This window comes from Streptomyces dryopteridis, assembly GCF_049606955.1.
Classification (GTDB): Bacteria; Actinomycetota; Actinomycetes; order Streptomycetales; family Streptomycetaceae; genus Streptomyces.
In genome coordinates this window covers 4,310,680-4,325,227 of the sequence record NZ_CP187113.1, presented here as the reverse complement: position 1 = coordinate 4,325,227, position 14,548 = coordinate 4,310,680, and the positions used below count along the sequence as shown (strand labels likewise).

Annotated in this window: 13 protein-coding genes and 3 tRNA genes; 9 read left to right on the top strand and 7 right to left on the bottom strand. The window is 75.6% G+C overall.

Annotated features, from left to right (window positions below; translation table 11 throughout):
* Positions 1 to 183: 183 nt before the first annotated feature.
* On the top strand, positions 184 to 1,221 hold the full coding sequence (locus tag ACN20G_RS18515; RefSeq protein ID WP_424213905.1) for a rod shape-determining protein: 1,038 nt from the start codon (positions 184 to 186) through the stop codon (positions 1,219 to 1,221).
* On the top strand, positions 1,218 to 2,750 hold the full coding sequence (locus tag ACN20G_RS18510) for a GAF domain-containing protein (RefSeq protein WP_424213904.1): 1,533 nt from the start codon (positions 1,218 to 1,220) through the stop codon (positions 2,748 to 2,750). The genes ACN20G_RS18515 and ACN20G_RS18510 overlap by 4 nt, the downstream gene beginning before the upstream one ends.
* Here the strand turns inward: ACN20G_RS18510 and ACN20G_RS18505 are convergent.
* Positions 2,725 to 3,210 (bottom strand): Lrp/AsnC family transcriptional regulator, encoded by a 486-nt coding sequence (locus ACN20G_RS18505; protein ID WP_424213903.1) that lies wholly within the window; start codon positions 3,208 to 3,210, stop codon positions 2,725 to 2,727. The genes ACN20G_RS18510 and ACN20G_RS18505 overlap by 26 nt on opposite strands.
* 69 nt (positions 3,211 to 3,279) lie before the next feature.
* Here ACN20G_RS18505 and ACN20G_RS18500 point away from each other — a divergent pair, with 69 nt between their 5' ends.
* Together ACN20G_RS18500 and ACN20G_RS18495 are read left to right on the top strand one after the other, a co-directional pair.
* A complete protein-coding gene (locus ACN20G_RS18500; RefSeq protein WP_424213902.1) occupies positions 3,280 to 3,909 on the top strand; it encodes a LysE family transporter in 630 nt (209 codons plus the stop codon).
* Positions 3,910 to 3,966: 57 nt separating this feature from the next.
* Positions 3,967 to 5,343 (top strand): carboxyl transferase domain-containing protein, encoded by a 1,377-nt coding sequence (locus ACN20G_RS18495; RefSeq protein ID WP_424213901.1) that lies wholly within the window; start codon positions 3,967 to 3,969, stop codon positions 5,341 to 5,343.
* A gap of 160 nt (positions 5,344 to 5,503) precedes the next feature.
* Here ACN20G_RS18495 and ACN20G_RS18490 read toward each other — a convergent pair whose 3' ends face one another.
* Positions 5,504 to 6,607: an esterase-like activity of phytase family protein gene (locus ACN20G_RS18490; RefSeq protein WP_424213900.1), complete on the bottom strand. Its 1,104-nt coding sequence runs from the start codon at positions 6,605 to 6,607 to the stop codon at positions 5,504 to 5,506.
* 150 nt (positions 6,608 to 6,757) lie between these two features.
* Positions 6,758 to 7,654, bottom strand: a complete 897-nt coding sequence (locus tag ACN20G_RS18485; RefSeq protein WP_424213899.1) for a helix-turn-helix domain-containing protein — start codon at positions 7,652 to 7,654, stop codon at positions 6,758 to 6,760.
* Between the two features lie 49 nt (positions 7,655 to 7,703).
* On the opposite strand from ACN20G_RS18485, the gene ACN20G_RS18480 reads away from it, so the two are divergent.
* Positions 7,704 to 8,126, top strand: coding sequence for a cupin domain-containing protein (locus ACN20G_RS18480; RefSeq protein ID WP_424213898.1), 423 nt, complete (start codon positions 7,704 to 7,706; stop codon positions 8,124 to 8,126).
* Here ACN20G_RS18480 and ACN20G_RS18475 read toward each other — a convergent pair.
* Positions 8,099 to 9,346: an MFS transporter gene (locus ACN20G_RS18475; protein ID WP_424215566.1), complete on the bottom strand. Its 1,248-nt coding sequence runs from the start codon at positions 9,344 to 9,346 to the stop codon at positions 8,099 to 8,101. The genes ACN20G_RS18480 and ACN20G_RS18475 overlap by 28 nt on opposite strands.
* Positions 9,347 to 9,643: 297 nt before the next feature.
* Between ACN20G_RS18475 and ACN20G_RS18470 the strand changes: the two genes are divergently transcribed.
* Together ACN20G_RS18470 and ACN20G_RS18465 are read left to right on the top strand one after the other, a co-directional pair.
* Positions 9,644 to 10,978 (top strand): carboxylate-amine ligase, encoded by a 1,335-nt coding sequence (locus tag ACN20G_RS18470; RefSeq protein ID WP_424213897.1) that lies wholly within the window; start codon positions 9,644 to 9,646, stop codon positions 10,976 to 10,978.
* A 140-nt stretch (positions 10,979 to 11,118) separates the two neighbouring features.
* The gene (locus tag ACN20G_RS18465) at positions 11,119 to 11,937 is read left to right on the top strand and encodes a neocarzinostatin apoprotein domain-containing protein (RefSeq protein ID WP_424213896.1); all 819 of its coding nucleotides are present in this window, start codon (positions 11,119 to 11,121) and stop codon (positions 11,935 to 11,937) included.
* A gap of 70 nt (positions 11,938 to 12,007) precedes the next feature.
* On the opposite strand, the gene ACN20G_RS18460 is transcribed toward ACN20G_RS18465, so the two are convergent.
* The 3 genes from ACN20G_RS18460 to ACN20G_RS18450 all read right to left on the bottom strand — a co-directional run bounded on the left by ACN20G_RS18460 (position 12,008) and on the right by ACN20G_RS18450 (position 12,464).
* A tRNA-Ile gene (locus ACN20G_RS18460) sits at positions 12,008 to 12,081 on the bottom strand.
* Positions 12,082 to 12,313: 232 nt separating this feature from the next.
* Positions 12,314 to 12,386, bottom strand: a tRNA-Asn gene (locus ACN20G_RS18455).
* Positions 12,387 to 12,391: 5 nt separating this feature from the next.
* Positions 12,392 to 12,464 (bottom strand) — tRNA-Asn (locus tag ACN20G_RS18450).
* Between the two features lie 180 nt (positions 12,465 to 12,644).
* On the opposite strand from ACN20G_RS18450, the gene ACN20G_RS18445 reads away from it, so the two are divergent.
* Together ACN20G_RS18445 and ACN20G_RS18440 are read left to right on the top strand one after the other, a co-directional pair.
* Positions 12,645 to 12,947: a YtxH domain-containing protein gene (locus ACN20G_RS18445; RefSeq protein ID WP_424213895.1), complete on the top strand. Its 303-nt coding sequence runs from the start codon at positions 12,645 to 12,647 to the stop codon at positions 12,945 to 12,947.
* 104 nt (positions 12,948 to 13,051) lie between these two features.
* The gene (locus ACN20G_RS18440; RefSeq protein ID WP_424213894.1) at positions 13,052 to 14,509 is read left to right on the top strand and encodes an FGGY family carbohydrate kinase; all 1,458 of its coding nucleotides are present in this window, start codon (positions 13,052 to 13,054) and stop codon (positions 14,507 to 14,509) included.
* Positions 14,510 to 14,548: the final 39 nt, after the last annotated feature.

The window sequence follows — 14,548 nt, the reverse complement described above, 5'->3', positions numbered from 1 at the left end:
CCGGACGGTCACGGCATGGTGGCGTCCCGCGTCGCGAAAAACCACCCTCGTGCAGCACTCGACCGCCGCCCCGTGCGGACCAACCCAACAGGCGACACGCCCGGAACGCCCCCGAAGATCCAGATGTGACCGGTGCCCGCCGGTCCTTGCGCTTCGGTTTTTCGCCTCTCGGGAGGACCAGCCGTGACCGTCAGTCTTGAGCAGTTGCGCCGGTGCCACGTCGCCGTCGACCTCGGGGCAGCCCGCACCCGCGTGTACGTCAAGGGCGTCGGCCTCGTCGTCGACGAGCCCAGCGTCGCCGCGGTCAACACCCGCACCGGAGCCCTCATCGCGGTCGGCTCCTTCGCCGAACGGATGACCGGCCGCACCCCCGACTACATCCGCGTGGTCCGCCCCGTCTCCGGCGGCACCGTCGTCGACATCGAGATGGCGCAGCGGATGCTGCGTCACCTGCTCGGCGAGAAGCTGCGCCGCACCCTGCGCCGCAAGCCCCGGCTGCGGGCCGCCGCCTGCACCCCGCACGACGCCGACCCGCTGGCCCAGCGCGCCGCCGTCGAGACCCTCGTCGGCCTCGGCGCCCGCCGGGTGGAACTCGTCGACACCCTGATCGCGGCCGCGGTGGGCTGCGGACTCCCCGTGGAACAGCCCACCGCGACCATGATCATGGTGTGCGGGGCCGCCGCCACCCAGGTCGCCGTGCTCTCCCTCGGCGCCATCGTCACCGCCGAACGCGTCCCCGTCGGCGGCGACGCCGTCGACCACGCCGTGGTCCAGCACCTGCGCCACGCCCACGAGCTCATGCTCCCCAGCCAGGCCGTCCGCCCCCTCCAGCTCGCCCTGCACGGCACCGGCCTGACCGGCGAGGGCCCCAGCTCCACCACCATCCACGGCCGGGACGTGGCCACCGGCCTGGCCCGCTCCGTGCAGGTCGACACCGCCGCCGTCCGCGACGCCATCCACACCCCGCTGACCGCCGTCCTCGACGGAATCGGCAAGGTCCTGCGCGAATGCCCGCCCGACCTCGTCGCCGACCTCACCGATCGGGGGATCATGATGGTGGGCGGCAGTGCCCTGCTGCCCGGGTTGGACCAGATGTTGCGGGTGGCCACCGGCATGCCCGTACACATCGCGGAACGACCCGACGTGTGCGCCGTGATGGGTCTCGGCGCGATGCTCGAAGGGAAAATCGCCCCGATGGTCCTCAACCCCTTGGCCGAATGACCGACGAAGAGCCCACCGAACAGCCGGCGGGGACCCCCGATCAGGGGCGTCCCCGCCTGCCCATGCTGCTGGAGGCCGTCCTCAGCGTGGGCTCCGACCTCGACCAACACGCCACCCTGCGGCACCTCCTCGACGCGGCGCGCGAACTGTGCGGGGCCCGCTGCGCCGTCCTCGACGGCCTCGGCCCCCTCCTCGCCGGCGGGCTGCCCGAGGCCGAACGCGACCGGCTCGCCGCCCTCCCCCCGGACCGGCTCGACGCCGCCCTCGCCGAGCTGACCGGCGCCGACGCCCCGCCGCTGGTGCTGCCCGTGCCGCTGCGCGGCGGCCCCCCGGGCCGGCTGCACCTGATCGGCCCGCCCGGCCCCGACGGCTTCGGCGCCGACGACCTCGCGCTGCTGCGGGTCCTGGCCGCCCAGGCCGGCATCGCCGTCGCCAACGCCCGGCTGTACGAGTCCGCCCGCCGCCGGGAACGCTGGATCGAGGGCGCCGCCGCCGTCACCACCACCCTGCTCACCGACCGGCCCCCAGCCGACGCCCTGCTGACCGTCGCCGAACAGGCCCGCCTCCTCGCCGACGCCGCCGCCGGCGTGATCCTCCAGCCCACCCCCGAGGGCGGCATGGAGATCGTCTCCGCCTCCGCCGCCGACGCCGAGGGGCTCGTGGGCACCACCATCGCCCCCGGCTCCGACGTGCTCGACCAGCTGCTCGGCGGCGAGCCCGTGTTCGTCGACGACTCGGCCACCGACCCGCGCATGACCACCCTGGTCCGCGCGCGCTTCGGCCCCAGCATGCTCCTGCCGCTCCAGAGCGGCGGCCGGCTGATCGGCACCCTGGCCCTGCCCCGGGCCCCCGGCGGACGCCCGTACGACGCCGTCGACCGGCTCCTGGCCTCCCAGTTCGCCTCTCAGGCGGCCCTCGCCCTGGTCCTCGCCGACGCCCGACACGACCGCGAGCTGCTCAACCTCTACGAGGACCGCGACCGCATCGCCCGCGACCTCCACGACCTCGTCGTCCAACGCCTCTTCGCCACCGAGATGATGCTGGAGAGCGCCCGCCGGCGCTCCCTGGCCGCCGCGAAGACCGGCGGCGCCCCGGACGACCCGGCCGTCGAGGCCGACCTCGGCCGGGCCGTCGACGAACTCGACTCCACCATCCAGGAGGTCCGCACCGCGATCTTCGCCCTGCAACAACCCCCCTCCGACGCGCCCACCACCTTCCGCGGCCGGGTGCTGCGCGAGACCGACGGCGCCGGGGTCCTCCTCGACTGCCGCCCCTCGGTCCGCTTCTCCGGCCCCGTGGACGCCCTGCTCGGCGAGGGCCCGCCCGGCCCGGCCCTGCTCGGCGCCCTGCGCGGGGCACTGGCCGCCGCCCACCGGCGCGGCGGGGTCACGGAGGTGGTCGTGGAGGTCTCCGTCGACCCGGCCGCCGGCCTGGCCCGGCTCTCCGTCACCGACGACGGCGCCCCCGGCCCCGGACCGCTCGACCCGGCCGGCCGGACCGTGTTCACGTGGCGGGCCCCGCTGCCCTGACCCCGCCGGCAGGGCCCGGCGGCCGGCCGCCGGGCCGCCGGGCCGCCCGCAGCGCGATCCGCGTGTTCGACTGGGCCACCCCGGCCTCCGTCTTCAACCGGCGCAGCAGCCCGTCCAGCGTCGCCGGATCGGCGACCCGGGCCCGCACCAGGTAGTCGTGTGCCCCGGTGACGTGCACGACCTCGGTGATCCCCGGCAGGTCGAGCACGACCCGTTCGAACTCCTCGTTCGTCACCCCGGGGCGCAGGGTGATGTCCACGAACACCACCAGCCCGCCCCGGGCCTCCGCCGCCGGGTCCACGAGGGTGGTGAACCCGAGGATCACGCCCTCGCGCACCATCCGCCGCACCCGGTCGGCGGCGGCGTTCGCGCTCAGGCCGACCCGCGTCCCCAGGTCCCGGTAGGAGATCCGCGCGTCCCGCCGCAGTTCACCGAGGATCTCGCGGTCCAGTGCGTCCATGCCGCGATTCTCGCAGTCGGCCCCGTAATCCGCCGCCGCTCCGCCCGACCCGCCCCACACCCTCCCCCCATGAACGAACTGACGAGTCCGGCCCTGGCCGGCGCCGCCGCCGGCATCGGGGTGGCCATGCCCATGGGCGCGATGAGCGTGCTGCTGCTGCGGGAGGCCCTGACCTCACGCCGATCGGCGGTCGCGGCGGCGGCCGGGGTCGCCACCACCGACGTCGGCTACGCGGCCCTCGCCGTGCTCCTCGGCCCCTGGGTCGCGGCCCGGGTCGGCCCGATCGAGGGCTGGGTCCGACTCGGCGCGGCCCTGGTGCTGCTGCTGATCGCCGCGCACGGCCTGTACGCCTCCCGCCCCTCGGCCGCCGCCGACCCCGCCGCCGGGGCCCCGCGCCCCGCCCGCCCCCTCGCCGTCTTCGCCCGCTACGCGGCCCTGACCGCCGTGAACCCCACCACGGCCCTCTACTTCGCGGCCCTCACCACCGCCCAGGGCGACCGGTTGCGCGCCGGGGCGGCCGGTCTGGCCTTCGTGTGCGGGGTGGCCCTGGCCTCCGGACTGTGGCAGCAGACCCTGGTCGCGGCGGGCTCCCTCGCGGGCGGCCGGCTCTCCGCGCGCGTGCGGACGTGGAGCTTCCGCCTCGGCCACGGGCTGGTCGCGGGCTACGCCCTGGTCCTCGCGCACCCGCTGCCGTTCTGACGGACGATCACCACGCGTTCGACCCCCGCGCGAGTGGCCCGCCCTACCCTGGGCCCCGTGACCCGACTTCCCGCCCGCGCCGCCCTCGCCCTCGTCCTCGACGACCCCGCCGAGTTCACCGAACTCCCCTCCCCCACCGGCCCCGCCGCGGCCGGCAAGGCCGACGGCCCGCTGGGCTGGGAGGGCTACGACGCCTCCCGCGAGCGGGCCCGGGAGCGGACCGGCGAGAGCGAGTCGGTGGTGGTCGGCACCGGCCGGGTCGGCGGCCTGCCGGCGGTCCTGCTGGCCTTCGAGTTCGGCTTCCTGGGCGGCTCGTTGAGCGCGGCGGCGGGCGACCTGATCGAGGCCGGGTACGCGCACGCGCGCGAACACCGCCTGCCACTGGTGTCCCTGATCGCCACGGGCGGCTCGCGGATGCAGGAGGGCATGATCGCCCTGACCCAACTCCAGCGGGTGGCACGGCAGTCGGCGCTGACCCGGGCGGCCGGGCTGCCGCAGCTCGCCGTGGTCCGCGACCCCACCACCGGCGGCGGCTGGGCCACCCTGGGCGCCGGCGCCGACGTGGTGCTGGCGCTGCCCGGCGCGCAGGTCGGGTTCGCGGGCTCCCGGGTGCGCCCGGCGGACGCCGATCCGTACGCCTACACCGCCGAGGGGCAGTGGGAGGCAGGGCACGTGGACGTCGTGCTGCCGGCAGACCGGCTGCCGGAAACGCTCGCCGCCTGGGTGCGCGTCCTGAGCCCCCGCCCGGGCACCGGCCCCGACAGCGTGCCGGAGCCGGAGCCCCCGCTGACTCCCCCGGCGGGGCGGGCGGTCCCGGCCGACCCGGACGCCTCCGGCTGGGGCGTGGTGCTGCGCACGCGGCGCCCGGAGCGGGCCCGGGCGGAGGCTTGGCTGGCGGCGAACCTGACGGACCGGGTGGAGCTGAACGGCGACCGGACCGGCGGCCGGGACCCGGGGGTGGCCTGCGGTTTCGGGCTGCGCGAGGGCCGGCCGGTGGCGTACGCCGCGCAGCTCGGCACGGCGACCCGACCGGCGGGCTTCCGGACCGTGACCCGGCTGATCCGGCTGGCCGACCGGCTCGGGGTGCCCGTGCTGACCCTGGTGGACACCCCGGGCGCGGCCAACGACGCGGCGGCCGAACGGGCCGGGGCCGGGCCGGCGATCGCGGAGACCTTCGGGGCGGTGGCCTCGGCCCGGGTCCCGGTGACCACGGTGGTGGTCGGCGAGGGCGGTTCGGGCGGGGCGCTGGCGTTGGCCGCGCCGGGGCGGACGTGGATGGCGGCGGACTCGTACTTCTCGGTGATCGCGCCGGAGTTGGCCGCCGCGATCCTCAAGCGGGAGCCCTCGGACGTGCCGTGCACGGCCGATCAACTGGGGCTGCGTCCCTGCGATCTGGTGGACCTGGGGCTGGCCCGGGGGGTGTTGGGCGGCTAGGTCGTCTCTTTTGGATCTTGCCGGTTAAGCCCGCGTCGTCTGGTGCCGTGCATCGCAAGGCGGAGGGGCGCCCTCGTACTGGGGTACGTGGGTGTTCCCGACAACGCGGCGAGGTGCGGTGCCAGGCGGCGCGGGTCAGGCAAGATCCGGAAGAGACGGCCTAGGAGCGGCCGCGGGCCGGGGGCAGGGTGAGGTCGAGCCGGTACAGGCGGGTGATCTGCTGCGGGAGTTCGTTGTCGTCGCTGACCAGGAGCAGCCGCGCGGTGGGCCCGGCGCCCCGGCGTCCCGGGGTGAGGTGCTCGACGGCCATGCCCTCGACGTTGTCGACGAGGGGGTGGTTCTGCGGGAGCTTGGAGGGGGCGCCGAGGGTGGGGCAGTCGTTCAGGTCCACGAGGGCGGTCTTGACGGCGGGCCGCAGTCGGGGGGTGTCGGCGGCGAGCCGGGGGACGCGTCGGGTGTCGGTGGCGGCCCGGGGGTCGGTGACGGAGATCCGGACGGTGATCGCGAACTGCGGGGTGAAGCCGCGTTCGAGGACGAGGAGCCGGCCGTCGTCGGTGGGGGCGAGTTCGACCAGGCCGTGGCCGGGGTCGACGGGGTGGGCGAACTGGCGGCCCAGGACCCAGTGGCCGGCGCGGCGTTCCCAGGTCTGCACGCGGTGCAGGGGGCGGCCGGCGGCGTCGGCGCCGTCTCCGTCGAGGGGGCCTTCGAGGGCGGCCACGAGGGTGCGGCCGTCGGGCAGCAGGGTGAGGGACTCGAAGGTCTGGTTGGGGGTGGCCCGGCCGCCGTCGGCCCGGAGCCGGAACTCGGCGGGCACGGGGAGACGTTCGAGGATCGCGCCGGTGCGGGAGTACCGGCGGATCACGGGGGCGTACTCGTCGGTGACCAGGTAGCTGCCGTCGCGGTCCACGGTCACGCCCTCGGCGTCCACGGGGCGGCCGTTCTCGTCGGCGAGGGGGATCCGGGCGGCGGCGCGGGCGGTGGGGACGGGGCCGGGGGCGACGGCGAGGCGGTAGAGGGCGGAGCGGTCGGAGACGGCCGTCCAGGTGTGGCCGCGGTCGGCGGCGAGGCCGGAGAGGCCGCCGACGAGGGAGCCGTCGAGGAGGGTCTTGTCGAGGCTGTCGGAGTACCCGGCGACGCGGGCGGAGGCGGAGCAGCGGCCGGGGTCGGGGCTCGGCCGCGGGCCGGGGGCGGCCTGGGCGGGCGGGGCCAGGAGGGCGGCGCCGGCGAGGGCGGCGAGCAGGGCGAGACGGGCGCGAGGGCGCACGGGGGTCCTTCCGAACGGTTCATGGGGGGGCGGCTCCGCGTCCGGCGCGCCTCGCGTGGGGTGGGCGGGGCGGGGGCGGCGGCCTTCGAACAGTCATATGCCGGTTCGTAGGAAGACGGAAGGGCGCGGGGGCGAACGGAAACGAAACGTTCACCCTCGGGCGCGCGCGTGGGAGCGGGCGTAGCGGGCGGGGGTGGTGCCGACGCGGATCCGGAAGTGGCGGGTGAGGTGGGCCTGGTCGTGGAAGCCGACCTCGGCCGCGACCTGCGCCGGGGGTCGGCCGGCGAGCAGCAGGCGACGGGCGGCTTCGATCCGGCGGCCGGTGAGCCATTGGTGCGGGGGCATGCCGTGAATCCGTCGGAAGGCGCGGATGAGGTGGGTGGGGTGGAGGGGACGGCCGGTGTCCCCGGCGAGCAGGGTGGCGGCCTCGGCCAGCGGCAGCCCGTCGGCGAGGCGGGCGTCGAGGAGTTCGCGCAGCCGGTCGGCGAGGGGGTCGAGCCGGCGCGGATCGGGGCGGTCGGCGGGCAGGGCGGCGTACCGCTCGCGGATCCGTTCGACGAGGAACGCGAGGCGGGACTCGGCCTCCAGGGCCTCCGGCACGGCGACGGCGCCCGGGGAGTCGGGGCTGCCCGGGGAGTCGGGGCTGTTCGGGGGGTCGAGGAGGGTGTGCAGGGCGGCGAGCCGGGTGCGCAGGGGGAGGTCGGGGATGAGCGGGGTGCGGGCGCTGCTTCCGGTGAGTTCGGTGGGCAGGGCGGGGGCGTCGAGGTAGAGCACGCGTTTGCGGAAGCCGGCGGGGGTGACGGTGCGGCCGTCGTGCACGACCCCGGGCGGCAGCAGGACGACGCCGGCGGTCGGGTCGGCGCCGTGCCGGGCGCGGTCGAGGCCGAAGTCCACCCGTCCGCCGTCCACGAGGAGCACGGTCCAGGTGTCGTGGACGTGCGCGGGGTAGGCGTGGTCGCGCAGGCGCGCGTGCAGCACCTCGGCGATCCCGGGCACCGCCGGCCGCCAGGCCGTGACGGGCCCCCGCGCGTCCCCTGTCGCCCCCATGTCAGGAACGTACAAGAACACCGGGGGCCGGTCCGAGAGGCTTTCCCACATGACGGACACCAGCACGCACACCGATTCCCGCCCGACCCTCGAACGCGTCGACCTGGCCGGGCTCTTCGCCGGTTTCACCGAGCACTGGGCGCCCCGGCTCGTGGCCCGCGTCGACGACCACGAGGTCAAGGCCGCCAAGCTGCTCGGGGAGTTCGTGTGGCACCACCACGAGACGGACGAGATGTTCCTCGTGCGCTCCGGCACCCTCGTCATCCGGCTGCCGGACGGGGAGGTGACCCTGGGCCCGGGGCAGATGTACGTCGTGCCGCGCGGGGTGGAGCACTGCCCGGTGGCCGAGGAGGAGGTGGAGCTGCTGATGTTCGAGGCGGCCGGGACGGTCAACACCGGTTCGGCCGGCGGCTCCCGGACCCGGGAGCCGGTGCCGGCCTTCGGTCAGGGGCGCGGGTCGCGGGCGTCGTAGCGGGCGAAGCCGCGCCGCCGCAGGGCGAGCAGCACGAGGACGAGCACGCAGGCCAGGCCGCCGCCGGTGACGGCGGCGGTGGGCGAGAAGAGGTCGGCGGTGGAGCCGGCGAGGAAGTCGCCCAGGCGGGGCCCGCCGGCGACCACGACGATGAACACGCCCTGGAGCCGGCCGCGCATGTCGTCGGGGGTGGCGGCCTGGAGGATCGTCGTGCGGAACACCATGGAGACGGTGTCGGAGAACCCGGCGAGGGCCAGGAAGAACAGGCCGAGCCACAGGTCGCGGGTGAGGCCGAAGACGGCGATGGCCAGGCCCCAGCCGGCCACCGACAGCAGCACGGCCAGGCCGTGCCGGCGGATCCGGCCGGTCCAGCCGGAGAAGAGGCCGCCGAGCAGGGCGCCGATGGCGGGGGCGGCGACGAGCAGGCCGACGGTCTTGGCGTCGCCGCCGTACCAGAGCCCGGCCACGGCGGGGAACAGGGCCTTGGGTTGGGCCAGGACCATGGCGGCGAGGTCGGTGAAGAAGGTCATGCGGACGTTGGGGCGGGTGGCCAGGAAGCGCAGGCCGTCGAGCACGGAGGCCCGCTTGCGCTCCCCGTCGCCCTCGGTCCGCGCCCCGTCCTCGGCCGCGCCGGGCAGCATGGAGGGCAGGCGCCACATCGCGTACAGCGCGGCGGTGAAGGCGACCACGTCGATCAGGTACGCGGTCTGGTAGCCCCAGTGGCCGACGATGACCCCGCCGAGCATCGGGCCGACCATCACCCCGAAGGTCATCGTGACGGAGCCCAGGGCGTTGGCCGCGGGCAACTGCTCGGGCGGCAGCAGACGGGGGATCATCGAGGAGCGGGCCGGGCCGTTGAGGGCGCCGCACAGGGACTGCAGGGCGACCACGGCGTACAGGAACCACACGTGGTGGTACCCGGCCAGGGCCCCGGCCGCGAGGGCCACGGAGAGCAGCATCGAGCCGACCGCGCTGTACAGGCCGAGCTTGCGACGGTCCACGCGGTCGGCGATCGCGCCCCCGTACAGGCCGAAGAGGACCAGCGGCACGAAGGAGAACAGGCCGACGAGGCCCACGGAGAAACTGGACCGGGTGATGTCGTAGACCTGGAGCGAGACGGTCAGCGCCGTCATCGCCTGGCCGACCCAGGAGACGGTGTTGCCGATCCACAGGCGACGGTAGTCGGGGGAGGTGCGCAGGGGCGTCAGGTCGGCGAATATCCGGCGCTTGGCGGTCTCCGCGGGCTCGGTGGGGACGCTGTCCGGGGAGTTCCCGGGCGTCCCGGTCTTGGCGGTCGATGTCACAGCGGATGATAACCGGCCGGTTTCGGCCGCCCCCGGCCGCGTTCCCACCCTCCCCGTCGGACGCTCCCCGCCCCACCTGGCACAACGCTGTCGGAATCCGGTCGTCCGCGACCGTGAACCCGCCATGCCGTCGGGAGATTTGACCGAATCGACGTGCACCGGTCGCGGGTGTTCGGCTCATGATGAAACGACTCGTATGTCCAGGGAGGCGCAGTGATCGAACCTGGCACCAGCACGACGAGCACCGGCCACGACCCCGGGAGGATCCCGGACCGGCCCACCCACGACGCTTTCGGCACGGCCCGCGTCGACGACGCCCACGACCACCTCGCGCACGCGGCGGCCCTCGGCGAGGGCCCGCCCTTCGCCCCCTTCGGCGGCCTGCCCGCCATGCCCGCCCAACCCCTCGCCGCCGGGGTCGGGGCCCTCACGGTCCGCCCCCAGCCCCGGCCCGGCACCCTGACCCTCGGCGTGGAGGAGGAGTTCCTCCTCGTGGACGCCCGCACCCTGCGGGTCTCCCCGATGGCCCCCCTGGTCCTGGCGGAGGCGGGCGTGGACCCGCACCGGATGCACCAGGAGGGCACCCGGTACCAGGTGGAGATCTCCACCCCCGTCGCCCACTCCGCGCCCGTGCTGCGGGCCGAACTGAGCGCCCTGCGCCAGTCCCTGTCCGAGGCGGCCCGGGCGCACGGCTGCCGGCTGCTGGCCAGCCCCTCCCCCGTGCTGGCCCCGACCGGGCCGCTGCACCTGACCGACGACGAACCGCGCCAGCGCGAACAGCACCGGCGCTTCGGCGCGCTCACCGACACCCTGGTGGGCTGCGGCCGGCACATCCACGTGGGCACCCTCGACGTGGACACCGCCGTCGCCGTCTCCAACCGCCTCCGGCCCTGGCTGCCCACCCTGATCGCGCTCGCCGCGAACTCCCCGTTCTGGAACGGGCGGGACACCGGTCACGCGAGCTGGCGGGCGATGGCCTGGTCCTCGTGGCCCTCGGCCGGGCTGCCGCCCAACTTCCCGAGCACCGCCCACTACCGCTCCTCGGTCCAGACCCTGCTCGGCTCGGGGGCCGCGCTGGACACCAAGATGGTCTATTGGGACCTGCGGCCCTCGGGCCACTGGCCCACGTTGGAGGTGCGAGCCCCGGACATGTCCCCGGCGCTGGACACCGCCCTGCTCCAGGCCGCGCTGAGCCGCGCCCTGGTGGCCACCGCCCTGGTCGAGATCGCCCAGGGCCTGCCCGAACCCGTCGTGCGCGAGGACGTGCTGCGGCTGGCACGCTGGCGGGCCGCCCACGACGGACTGGAGGGCTTCGGGCTCGACCCGTTCACCGGCGCCGAGACCCCGGCGGCGAGCCTGGCCGAGACCCTGCTGGACCACGTGGCCCCCGCCCTGGCCGACGCCGACGACCTGGAACACGCGGCCACGACCGTGGCCCGGCTCCTGCGCGAGGGCTCCGGCGCCCACCAACAACGCCGCGCCCACGCCCGCCGGGAGAACCTCCTGGACGTCCTGCACCACCTCGCGGACCGGACCGAGGCCGGCTGACCCCCGCGGGCCAACCCCCCACACCGCCGGCCGAAAACCGCCGGAAACCCTGACCGAGAACGCATGCTGGACCGAGAACCCGCGCCCCCGCGAGGATGCTCCCGACCGAAGACCGGGCACACCGAACACACGGGGACGCGATGTCACTCCTTCGCCCTGGCCCACGCACCGGCCGCGCCGCCGCCCTCTTCGCGGGCGCGCTCGCGGCACTCTCCCTGTGGACGGGCGCGGCGCCCGCATCCGCCGCGACCCCGACCACCGACCCGGGCGGCCCCCGGCTGACCGTGAACCGCGCGAGCGGCCTCGCCGACGGGGACATCGTGGACTTCACGATCGCGGGCGGACCGCCGAAGGACTACGTGTGGGTGGTGCAGTGCGCCCCGGCCTCGGTCGCGGGCGCCTGCGACGACGCCACCGGCCGGCAGTTCCGGGTCCTGCCCGACGGCACCTGGCCGTCCTCCCCCAAGAAGCTGTACGCGGTGCTGGAGACCGGCGCCGGCCCCTACGACTGCCGGGGCCGCACCGGCCCGGCCGCGTGCCGCCTGCTCCTCACGGACAACGCGGACGCCCCGCTGACCGGGCTCCCCCTGCGCTTCCGCCCGAACGCCCCGCTGGAGCCGGCCCCGACCCTCAAGGCGAGCCCGCACCGGAACCTGACGGACGGGCAGTCCGTGCACGCGACGGGCCGCGGCTACGAGGTCCGCTACCACCCGTCGGTGATGCTCTGCGCGACCGGTTCCGCCGACACCTCGGGCTGCCGCCCCCGCAGCCGCCCGCCGGCCACCACGGACGCCGGCCGGATCGACGAGACCCTGACGGTCTCGGCGACCTTCACGGCCATCGACGGCCGCGCGGTCGACTGCCGGCTGCCCCGGGCCTGCGAACTGGTCGCCTTCGGCAGCCGGGCCCACGGCCCCGCCACCACCCGCACCCCGCTCCACTTCACCCCGACGGCCTGAAAACCCGGAAAACCCCGGAAAACGCCGAAGCCGCAGGTGTGATCGTTTCTTCACCTGCGGCTTGTGCCTGTGGGGCGGGTGGGACTCGAACCCACGGCCGACGGATTATGAGTCCGCTGCTCTAACCGGCTGAGCTACCGCCCCTCGCGGCGTGGCGCGTACAGATGTGCGCGCCGTCTGCCGCAGCATAGCCGCTCATACGATCTCCTGCCTCGGTTGCCCCGCATGATCGGCTGCCGCTGCCCGGTGAGACCGCTGCGAGGGCTGTCCGGTTCCCGTCGGGGGCGGGGAATTTCACGCGGCCGACGGGGCAGACGACCCGGAGAAGGGTCGGAAAAGAGAAGAGGACCCACACGGGGTCCTCGTCGTCTCACAGCTCCCCCGACTGGACTCGAACCAGTAACCTGCCGGTTAACAGCCGGCTGCTCTGCCAATTGAGCTACAGGGGATCGCGCTCCCCCGACTGGACTCGAACCAGTAACCTGCCGGTTAACAGCCGGCTGCTCTGCCAATTGAGCTACAGGGGATTGCTGCGTTGCACCGAACAGACCCTCCTCCGGCTCGGCCGGGGGGCGGTCGTTCGTTGCGAGACATAGATTAGCGCAAGCTGGGGGGTGCTCCGCCAATCGGTTCCCACGAGCGGCCGAGGGCCCCCCGGACACCGGCCGGTCGACGGCACGACGCAGGCGCGACGAAGGGTGGCAGTGATGCGTTACAAGGTCACGTTCCTGGCGGGACTGGCCCTCGGGTACGTGCTCGGGACCCGGGCCGGGCGCGAGCGGTACGAGCGGCTGCGGAAGTCCGCGCGGGACTTCGCGGCCAACCCCGCCGTCCGCAACGCGGCCGAGACGGCCGGGCAGACGGGACGCCAGGTGGCCGGCAGGGCCGTCTCGCTGGTCGGGTCCAAGGTCCAGGACGTGGTGCCCGACGGGCTCGCGGCGAAGGTGCGCCGACTGCGGGACCGGGGCGGCGAACGCTTCGAGGACGAATGGGGCACCAGCAACACCTGACCCACCGGTCCGCCCACCGGCCCGCCGTGAGGCAGGCCACACCACGAACGGACAGGGCCCATGGGCCCTCCGGGGCCGGTGGGGGGTGCGGCAGAATTCTCCCCATGGGGATAGTCGCCGGGCTGGACAGCTCTTCCGCCTTCACTCGCATCGTCGTCTGCGACACGGACACGGGCGCCGTGCTGCGGCAGGGCCATGCCGCGCACCCGCAGCCGGCCCCCGACGCCGATCCGTACGACGCCGACCCGCAGGGCTGGCTGCTCTCGCTCGGCGAGGCCGCCGGCGGCGGACTGCTGGAGGGCGTGGAGGCGATCGGCGTGGCCGCGCAGGGCCAGGCCCTGCTGCCGCTCGACACCCACGGGGTGCCGGTGCGCCCCGCGATGGTCGGCAACGACAAGCGGCCCCAGCTCGCCGCGGCCCAGCTCACCGAGGCCCTCGGCGGCCGGCACGCCTGGGCCGCCGCCGTCGGCTCCGTGCCGCGGCCCTCCCAGCCGGTGGCCAAGCTGGCCTGGCTCGCGCGCAACGAGCCCGAGGCCGCCCGCCGGATCGCGATGCTGATGCAGCCGCACGACTGGCTGGTGTGGCAGCTGCTGGGCCGACCCGCCCGGCGCACCACCGACCGGGGCGGGGCCTCCGCCACCGGCTACTGGTCGGCCGCCACCGCCTCCTGGCGCCCCGACCTCGTGGAACTCGCCCTCGGGCACCGCGCGATGCTGCCCGAGGTGCTGGGGCCCGCCGACACCGCCGGCACCACCCCCGAGGGGCTGCTGATCTCCGCCGGCACCGGCGAGACCATGGCCGCCGCCCTCGGGCTCGGCGTGGGGCACGGCGACGCGGTGGTCTCCCTGGGCGCCTCCGGCTCCGTCATGGCCGTCCACCACGAGGCCGTGATCGAGCCCGACGGGCTGGTCACCGCCCTGGCCGACGGCGCGGGCCTGCACCTGCCGGTGGTGAACGTCTCCAACGCCGTGCGGGCCCTGCGCGGCACCGCCGAGATGCTGGGCACCGACCTCGACGGCCTGAGCGAGCTGGCCCTGAAGTCCACCCCCGGCGCCCACGGCCTGGTCCTGCTGCCCTACCTGGAGGGCGAGCGGACCCCCAACCTCCCGCACAGCGCCGGCACCCTGACCGGCCTGCGCCGGGACTCCATGAAGCCCGAGCACGTGGCCCGCGCCGCCGTCGAGGGGATGCTGTGCTCCCTGGCCGACGCCCTCGACGTGCTGCGCGCCCGGGGCGTGAACATCCGCCGGGTGTTCCTGCTCGGCGCCGCCGCCGAACTGCCGGCCGTGCAGCAGGCCGCGCCGGGACTGTTCGGCACCCAGGTGATCGTGCCCGAGGCGGCCGACTACGCGGCGCTGGGCGCGGCCCGGCAGGCCGCGTGGGCCCTGGGGGTGGCGCGGGGCACGCTGGCCGCGCACACCCCGCCGGTGTGGCCGGCGGCGCACGCCCGGGTCTTCGAGCCGGACGAGGAGTTCCCGGCCTGGCAGGCGGCGCGGCAGCAGTACGTGGCCACGCGCGAGGAGATCCACCCCGGCGCGTTCCGCGACCCGCGCACCCACTGACCCCTTTCGGGCGACGGCCCGCACTCCCGTGCGAGACGG